General features: G+C 73.4%; 5 protein-coding genes. 4 read left to right on the forward strand and 1 reads right to left on the reverse strand.

Features of this window, described 5'->3' with window-relative positions; all coding sequences use genetic code 11:
• On the reverse strand, positions 1 to 508 hold a 508-nt coding region (locus tag ACIQOV_RS17000; RefSeq protein ID WP_401049260.1), incomplete at its 3' end, for a helix-turn-helix domain-containing protein.
• Between the two features lie 402 nt (positions 509 to 910).
• Here ACIQOV_RS17000 and ACIQOV_RS17005 point away from each other — a divergent pair.
• The 4 genes from ACIQOV_RS17005 to ACIQOV_RS17020 all read left to right on the forward strand — a co-directional run.
• On the forward strand, positions 911 to 1,441 hold the full coding sequence (locus ACIQOV_RS17005; protein ID WP_401049262.1) for a DUF5987 family protein: 531 nt from the start codon (positions 911 to 913) through the stop codon (positions 1,439 to 1,441).
• Positions 1,438 to 3,093 (forward strand): GMC family oxidoreductase N-terminal domain-containing protein, encoded by a 1,656-nt coding sequence (locus tag ACIQOV_RS17010; RefSeq protein WP_401049264.1) that lies wholly within the window; start codon positions 1,438 to 1,440, stop codon positions 3,091 to 3,093. The genes ACIQOV_RS17005 and ACIQOV_RS17010 overlap by 4 nt, the downstream gene beginning before the upstream one ends.
• Positions 3,094 to 3,133: 40 nt before the next feature.
• On the forward strand, positions 3,134 to 4,195 hold the full coding sequence (locus ACIQOV_RS17015; protein ID WP_401049266.1) for a carboxymuconolactone decarboxylase family protein: 1,062 nt from the start codon (positions 3,134 to 3,136) through the stop codon (positions 4,193 to 4,195).
• 388 nt (positions 4,196 to 4,583) lie between these two features.
• Positions 4,584 to 7,956: type I polyketide synthase (locus ACIQOV_RS17020; RefSeq protein WP_401049268.1), on the forward strand; the 3,373-nt coding region annotated here is incomplete at its 3' end.

Raw genomic sequence — 7,956 nt, forward strand, 5'->3', positions numbered from 1 at the left:
GGGTCGGGAACAGCCCGAGGTACACCAGGCCGAGGTTCCCCGCGATCGGGGCCCGGATCTCGCCGCGGAAGGTCGAGAGCTCCGTGCTCCGGGCCAGGCCGCGCGAGTCGATCTCGATCCGGGGGGTGAAGCCCCCGAGCTGACGGTAGGTGGTGGGAGGCACGCCGACGCTGCTGGCGAACCGCGAGCTGAAGGTGCCGACGCTGTTGTACCCGACGCGGTGGCTGATCTCGGTCACCGTGAACGAGGTTTCGACGAGGAGGCGCTTGGCCGTTTCGAGCCGGAGGGCGGAGAGGAACCGCCGTGGTGACACCCCGGTCATCCGCTGGAATTCCCGGGAGAAGTGGAACTTGCTGTACATGGCCGCCTGCGCCATATCGTCGATGGTCAGTAACTCGCCGATGTTGTCGTGCATGGTTTCGATGGCCCGGGAAACAGCTTGCTCGATGGCAGATGTCATCTTTGACTCCAGCTTCTCCGCCGCACCTGCGGATGAACAGAATTCCACCCTTGCGATGATCGGGAACGAAAGTCACGGCCGCGGTGACAGGCCGACTGTCGAAGGCGCCAGGGCAAGCGAAGGGAGGACCCCCTTCGGAAGGCGAAGCTGAAAAGTGTCGCCGCCATAGCAAGTGACGACCGTAGCAGCAGGCACATGACAGCCGCAATGGGCCGGGCGGCACGTGCCGTTGGCAAGCCCGAGCGGTGAGACATCCCGGAAGTCGGGTTTGAACGGCGCCGGGAGCCCTCAGCAACGCGAGAGATGCGGGCGGGAGCGCAATGCGCGCACGATGCCACAGTCGCGTATGCGAATCGGGATCGGCCGGTGTGTGCCGTCCCCGCTTTTCGACAAGCAGCTGAGGAGATGCCGGTGGGATCGCCTACCTCAGATCGAAACCATGACCGGACCATGACGCTCGAAGCCTTCGCGGACACGATCGTCCCGGGCGAGAAACGCTCGCCCGACGACCGGGCGGTGGCCGGCGCCTCGACCGGCGGCGGTGCCGTCCAGGCGGGCGCCGTCGAACTGCTCGAAACCCCCGCGACCGGACTGTCGGACGCCCTGGACGACTACGTGCAGGCGCTCAACCGCCACGCGAGCACGTACGCGGACGAGCACGGCCTGCGGCTCGACGACTCGGTGCCGCCGTTCGTCGCCCTGCCGTTCGCGGACCGGACCAGCCTGGTGCAGGAGCTGACCGGAACGGAGCACCAGGAACGGGAACTGTGGGTCCTGCTGGCGCTGTTCGCCAACATGGCCTTCGACACGGCCGCCCACATGCACACCGCGGACGCGCTCGCGGCGGGCCACCCGGGCCTCACGGCGATGGGCTTCATGAAGCCCGACGAGGACGGCCTGTGGCGGTTCCCCGACTTCTCGTACGGCAAGCAGCTGGCAGACCCCCACCCGGACACCACGCCTACAGGGAGTCCCGCATGACGAGTACCGAGAGCACCGACGTCCTGATCGTGGGCAGCGGCTTCGGCGGCGCGATCGCGGCGTACCACCTGGCGGCCGGCGGCGCGAAGGTCACCATCCTGGAGCGCGGCCCGTGGCTGAAGGCCGACGACTTCGACCACGACTTCCTGCTCGGCTCCTCGTACACCCGGATCTTCGACTTCGTGGTGGGCGACGGCATGAGCCTGCTCGGCGGCAACTGCGTCGGCGGCGGCAGCGTGGTGTACTTCGCCGCGATGCCGCGCGCCCCGCGGTTCGTCTTCGAGCGCCGCGGCAGCATCGGCCGCCGGATGTGGCCGGCCGCCATCGACCGGGACGTCCTCGACCCCTGGTACGACCGGGTGGCCGAGGCGCTGCCCATCACCCAGCAGGACTGGAACGACGTCACGTACGCGGGCGGGCTGTTCGCCGCCGCCTGCGAGCACGCGGGACGCACCGCCAACCCCGTCCCGGCCGCCATCGACCGGGCGAAGTGCACCAACTGCAACTGGATGATGTCCGGTTGCCGCTTCGACGCCAAGCGGTCCCTGCTGCTGAACTACCTTCCGGCGGCCCTCGCGCACGGCGCCGAGATCCGGCCGCTGCACGAGGTGCAGCAGCTGTCCCGGACGGACGACGGCGGCTACCGGGTGCACTACGACGTCGTCGACGACGTGGACTACCGGGTGCACGTCGGCAGCGGCACGATCGACGCGAAGATCGTCGTGCTCGCCGCCGGCGCCGGCGCCACCCCGGTCATCCTCCAGCGTTCCGAGGCGACCCTGGGCACCATGCCGCACGCCGTGGGCCGCTACTTCTCCGGCAACGGCGAACGCCTCAACACGGCCATCGTGGACGAGGAGAAGGCCCGCGACCTGCTGGGGCTCAAGCGCTCCGACGGCCGGGCGTTCAAGGCCAACCAGATCGGCAAGGGCCCGGTCGTGGCGAGCTGGGACAACCTCGACGGATCGCTGCCGGAACACTCCCGGTTCTCCCTGGAACAGCTCTACTTCCCGCCGGGCTTCGGCACCATCCTGGCGCAGGTGCCCGACGCGAGCGGGCCCAGCTGGTTCGGCGTGGAGAAGAAGGAACTGGTCCGGCAGTGGCAGTCCTGGCTGACCGTCTTCACCATGATCGAGGACGACAACGAGGGCGTCTTCGGGCCGCCGCCGCCCACCGGCAACGCCGTCCGGATCTCCCAGCAGATGCTCGGGCGCGGGTCGATCTCGTACCGGCCGACCGCCAACACCCTGCGCGCCTGGGCCGATTCGGACGCCGTGGTGAAGGACATCCTGGAGCGCGACGGACTCGCCCGCGTCATGCCGTGGACCAACGACCTGGTGGGCGCCTACACCGTGCACCCGCTGGCGTCCTGCCGGATCGGCGACGACCCGCAGACCTCGGCGCTCGACGACCGGCAGGAACTCCGCAACCACCCGGGCATCTTCGTCACCGACGGCTCCGCCGTCCCGGGAGCGCTCACGGTCAACCCCGCGCTGACCATCTCCGCGCTCGCCGAACGCGCGATCCCCGGCATCGTGAGGGCCGCGCGGGAGCGCGGCGTGAACGTCGTCTACGGCGCTCCCGCGCCGGACGGTGCGACCAGCGGGCGGCGCGGCGTGCAGGTGCAGCTGCCCGGCCTGATGCGCCGGTAGCCGGCCCCGGCACCGGATCGAGCCGTCGAGGAGGAGGCACATGACGACACCGTTCCTGCGGTCGGCCCTGCGGAGGTCGATGGCGCAGATCCACCGGGTCGCCGCGGTGCGGCCGGCAGCCGCGGGGGAGGAGGTGGCCGGCGTCTTCGCCGAGGTCGAGCGGGAGTTCGGCATGCTGGCACCGCCGATCGGGCTGCACGCCGCCGCGCCGGAGGTGCTCGCCGCCTCCTGGGTGATGCTGCGGGAGACCCTGGTGGCCGGCGGGCGGGTCGACCGCGCGACCAAGGAGGCGGTGGCCGCGGCGGTCTCGGCCGCCAACGCCTGCCCGTACTGCGTGGAGGTGCACGGCACGGCGCTGGCCGCGCTGCTGCCCGGGGCCGCCGCCCCGGGCACGGCCCGCGCGACGGCCGAGGGGTGGGCCGACTGGTTCCGGGCGGACGGCGACCGGGGGCCGGCGCCGGACGACCGGCCGCCGTTCCCCGCGCAGGCGGCGCCCGAGCTGGTCGGGGTGGCCGTCACCTTCCACTACCTGAACCGCATGGTCAACCTGTTCCTCGCGCAGAGCCCGCTGCCGGCCGGTCTTCCGCCGGCCGCGCGGTCGGCGGCGAGGGCGGTCCTCGGCCGGCTGATGCGCCGCAGCGCGCGCCTCGCCCCGCCGGCCGGGACCTCCCTCGACCTGCTGCCCTCCGCGCCGCTGCCCGGGGACCTGAGCTGGGCGGCGGGCACCCCCAGCGTCGCCGGCGCGTTCGCCCGGGCGGCGGCCGCGATCGACGCGGCGGGGGCCCGGTCGGTGCCGGACGGCGTCCGCGCCCTGGTGACGGACCGGCTGGCCGGGTGGGACGGCCGACCGCCGGGGATCAGCCGCGGCTGGGTCGAGGACGCGGTGTCGGCCCTGCCCGGGGACCAGCGTGCGGCGGGCCGGCTGGCCCTGCTGACCGCCCAGGCCTCCTACCAGGTCGACGACGGCCTCGTCGCCGAGTTCCGGAGCGACCGGCCCGGTGACACCGCGCTGATCGAGCTCACCTCCTGGGCCGCCCTGACGGCGGCCCGGGAGCTGGGCGCCCGGCTCGGTGCCCGCCTGCCCAAGGCCGCCGACGGCTGACCCCGCGCACGGCCCCGCACGACCGAGGCTCCCGCCGACCGGCGGGAGCCTCGGCGCGTTCCCGGCCTCCCGCACGGGCATCGGCACGGGCGTCGGCACGGTTGCCCGCCCAGCCGTCCGCACAGCCGTCCGCACGACCGTCCGCACAGCCGTCCGCACGGGCGTCGGCACGTCCACCGGCACGGTCGTCCGGACGGGCGCGGCCCGCCCCGGAAATGACGGCGTTATTGAATAGCGGCGCCGAGAAATCACACCGTTATGGAAAAGCAGTGCCCCCCACCAGGCGGAAAGCAAACTCGGAGAAGACATCGGGGCGGCCGCAGATGCATTCTTGACGACAGTGCAGGCGAGTCGAGTCGGCGAGGAGATTCGCCGTCAATTCATCTCCATGGGTGGTGAATACGTGAGCAGTGAGCGGATCGCTATCGTAGGAATTGGCCTCCGTTATCCGGACGCCAATTCGGCGAGCGAACTGTGGGACAACGTACTGGGCGGCCGGCGAGCCTTCCGGCGGTTGCCGGACGAGCGGATGAACCAGGCGGACTACTGGTCGGAGGACCGGAGTGCGCCGGACCGGCACTACACGAAAAAGGCCGCGGTCCTGCGGGACTACGCGTTCGACCGCATCAAATACAGCGTCGCCGGAAGCACGTACCGGGCGACCGACCTGACGCACTGGCTGGCCCTCGACGTGGCCGCCGAGGCACTTGCCGACGCCGGATTCCCGGACGGCTCGGGACTTCCCCACCAGAGCACCGGCGTGGTGGTCGGAAACAGCCTCACCGGGGAATTCTCGCGGGCCAACATCATGCGGCTGCGGTGGCCCTACGTGCGCCGCACGGTGGCCGCCGCGCTCACCGGCCAGGGCTGGTCCGAGGAGGACGTCGCGAAGCTCCTCCAGGAGCTGGAGCCGCAGTACAAGGCGCCCTTCCCGGCCATCGACGAGGACTCGCTGGCCGGCGGCCTCGCCAACACCATCGCCGGCCGCATCTGCAACCACTTCGACCTGCGCGGCGGCGGCTACACGGTCGACGGGGCCTGCTCCTCCTCCCTGCTGTCCGTCGTCACGGCGGCGAAGGCACTGGCCGACGGCGAACTGGACGTGGCCGTCGCCGGAGGCGTCGACCTGTCCATCGACCCGTTCGAGGTGATCGGCTTCGCGAAAACGGGCGCACTGGCCACCGGCGAGATGAAGGTCTACGACCGGGACTCCAACGGCTTCTGGCCCGGCGAGGGCTCCGGCATGCTCGTGCTGATGCGCGAGCGGGACGCGCTGGCGCAGGGGCGGCGGATCTACGCGAGCATCAGCGGCTGGGGCGTCTCCTCGGACGGCAAGGGCGGCATCACCCGGCCGGAGGCGAGCGGCCACCGGCTGGCACTGACCCGCGCCTACCGGCGGGCCGGCTACGGCGTCGAGACGGTCTCGTACTTCGAGGGCCACGGCACCGGCACGGCCCTCGGCGACGCGACCGAGATCGAGGCGCTGTCCTCCGCCCGCCGCACCGCGGACCCGACGGCCCGTCCGGCCGCGCTCGGGACGGTCAAGGGGAACTTCGGGCACACCAAGGCCGCCGCGGGCGTGGCCGGCCTGATCAAGGCGACCCTCGCCGTGCACCACCAGGTGATCCCCCCGGCCACCGGCCACGTCGACCCGCACCCCGGCCTGCTCGGTGACGAGGCGGCGATGTACGTCCCGCGCCAGGCCGAACTCTGGCCGGCCGGCCACCCGGTCCGGGCCGGGGTGTCGGCCATGGGCTTCGGCGGGATCAACACCCACGTCACCCTCGCCGAGGCACCCGGCAGCACCCGGCGCGAGGCGCTCGACGCGCGCACCACCCGGCTGGTCGCCGGCCGCCAGGACGCCGAACTCCTGCTGCTGGACGCGGCGGACACGGCCGCGCTGCGCGCGGAGCTGACCCGGCTGCTCGACCTGGTGCCGAAGCTGGCACAGGCCGAACTCGCGGACCTGGCCGGCACCCTGGCCGACCGGCTCGCCGACGGCCCGGTGCGGGCCGCCGTGGTGGCGACCGGCCCGGACGACGCCGTGCGCGGCCTCGAACGGCTGCTGGCCCTGCTCGACTCCGGAGCGCGGGAGGTGTCCTCGGCCGGTGAGGGGATCTTCCTCGGCCACGCCCGGACCGCCCCCCGGATCGCCTACCTCTTCCCGGGCCAGGGCTCCGGCCGCGGCGCCGTCGGCGCGATCCGGCGCCGGTTCGCCGCGGCGGAGGAGGTGTTCCGCGCCGCCGCCCTGCCCACCGGTGACGACCAGGTCGCCACCCAGGTCGCCCAGCCGCGCATCGTCACCGGCTCCCTGGCCGCCCTGCGGGTGCTGGACGCGGTCGGCATCCGGGCCGACACCGCCGTCGGCCACAGCCTCGGGGAGCTCACCGCCCTGCACTGGGCGGGCGCGATGACCGAGGAGCAGGTGGTGCGCCTCGCCACGATCCGCGGCCGGGTGATGGCCCAGGCCAGCCACGGCGGCGGCGCGATGGCCGGACTGGCGGCGACCCCGGAGCAGGCCACCCGGCTGTCCGCCGGACAGGACGTGGTGATCGCGGGCTACAACGGGCCCCGGCAGACCGTGCTCTCCGGCCCCGCCGAGGCGGTCGACGAGGTCTGCCGCCGGGCCGCGGGCGAGGGCGTCACGGCGACCCGGCTGAACGTGTCGCACGCCTTCCACTCGCCGCTGGTCGAGCCGGCCGCGGTCGCGATGGCCGCCGAGCTCGCGCGGTTCGACTTCCAGGAACCCGTCCGCCCGATCGCCTCCACGGTCACCGGGCGGCTCCTGGACCCGTCCGCCGACCTGCGCGAGGTCCTGCGCGGACAGGTCCTGCTCCCGGTCCGGTTCCAGGAGGCCGCCGCCGTGGCGGTCGCCGACGCCGACCTGGTCGTGGAGGTCGGCCCCGGCCGGGTGCTGTCCGGCCTGCTGGCGGAGATCGCCCCGAACCTCACCACCCTGGCGGTGGACACCGACAGCGCCTCGCTCGGCCCGCTGCTCAGGGTCGCCGGCGCCGCGTTCGTGCTCGGCGTACCGCTGCGGACCGAGACCCTGTTCGGCGACCGCCTGATCCGGCAGCTGCCGGCGGACGGTGCGATGACCTTCCTGGCCAACCCCTGCGAGGCGGCCCCGGCCATCGACGCGGAGCTGGCGGCGGACGGCGGGCCGGGCCGGGACGAGCGGGCCGGTGCGGCGGTGTCCGCGGACACCGGCGAGGGCCCGGACTCCACCCTGGAGCTGCTGCGCAGGCTCGCGGCCGAGCGGGTCGAACTGCCGCTGGACTCCGTCACCGCGCAGACCCACCCGATGGACGACCTGCACCTGAGCTCCATCACCATCGGCCAGATCGTCAACGACGTCACCCGGGCGCTCGGCCGGCCCGTGCTCGCCGCGACGCCCAACTACGCGACCGTCAACCTGGGCGGGATCGCCGAGCTGATCGACCAGCTGGCGGACACCGCGCAGGACGGCGGCCAGTCGGCGGGCGAGGTCGCCGGTGTGGCCCCGTGGGTGCGGCCCTTCGCGGTCGAGCACCGGGAGGCCGTCCTGCCGGCCCGGCCGCAGCCCGCCGAGGACCCCGCCCCCGCCGGGCGGTGGACGGTGCACAGCACCCCCGGCCACCCGCTCGCCGAACCGCTGGGCACCGCGCTCGCCGCGGCGGGCGTCGGGGACGGCGTACTGCTCTGCCTCCCCGACGCGTGCGGACCGCAGGAGGCGGAGCTCTTCCTGACCGCCGGGCGGGCCGTCCTGGCCGCCCCCGAGG

It is taken from the genome of Kitasatospora sp. NPDC091257, from assembly GCF_044757675.1.
GTDB classification, from domain to species: domain Bacteria; phylum Actinomycetota; class Actinomycetes; order Streptomycetales; family Streptomycetaceae; genus Kitasatospora; species Kitasatospora lactacystinica.

What these genes read in the sequence shown, in the direction of transcription:
- ACIQOV_RS17005 (WP_401049262.1), top strand. Translation starts at nt 911, where the DNA reads ATGACGCTCGAAGCCTTCGCGGACACGATCGTCCCGGGCGAGAAACGC.
- ACIQOV_RS17010 (WP_401049264.1), top strand. Translation starts at nt 1,438, where the DNA reads ATGACGAGTACCGAGAGCACCGACGTCCTGATCGTGGGCAGCGGCTTC.
- ACIQOV_RS17015 (WP_401049266.1), top strand. Translation starts at nt 3,134, where the DNA reads ATGACGACACCGTTCCTGCGGTCGGCCCTGCGGAGGTCGATGGCGCAG.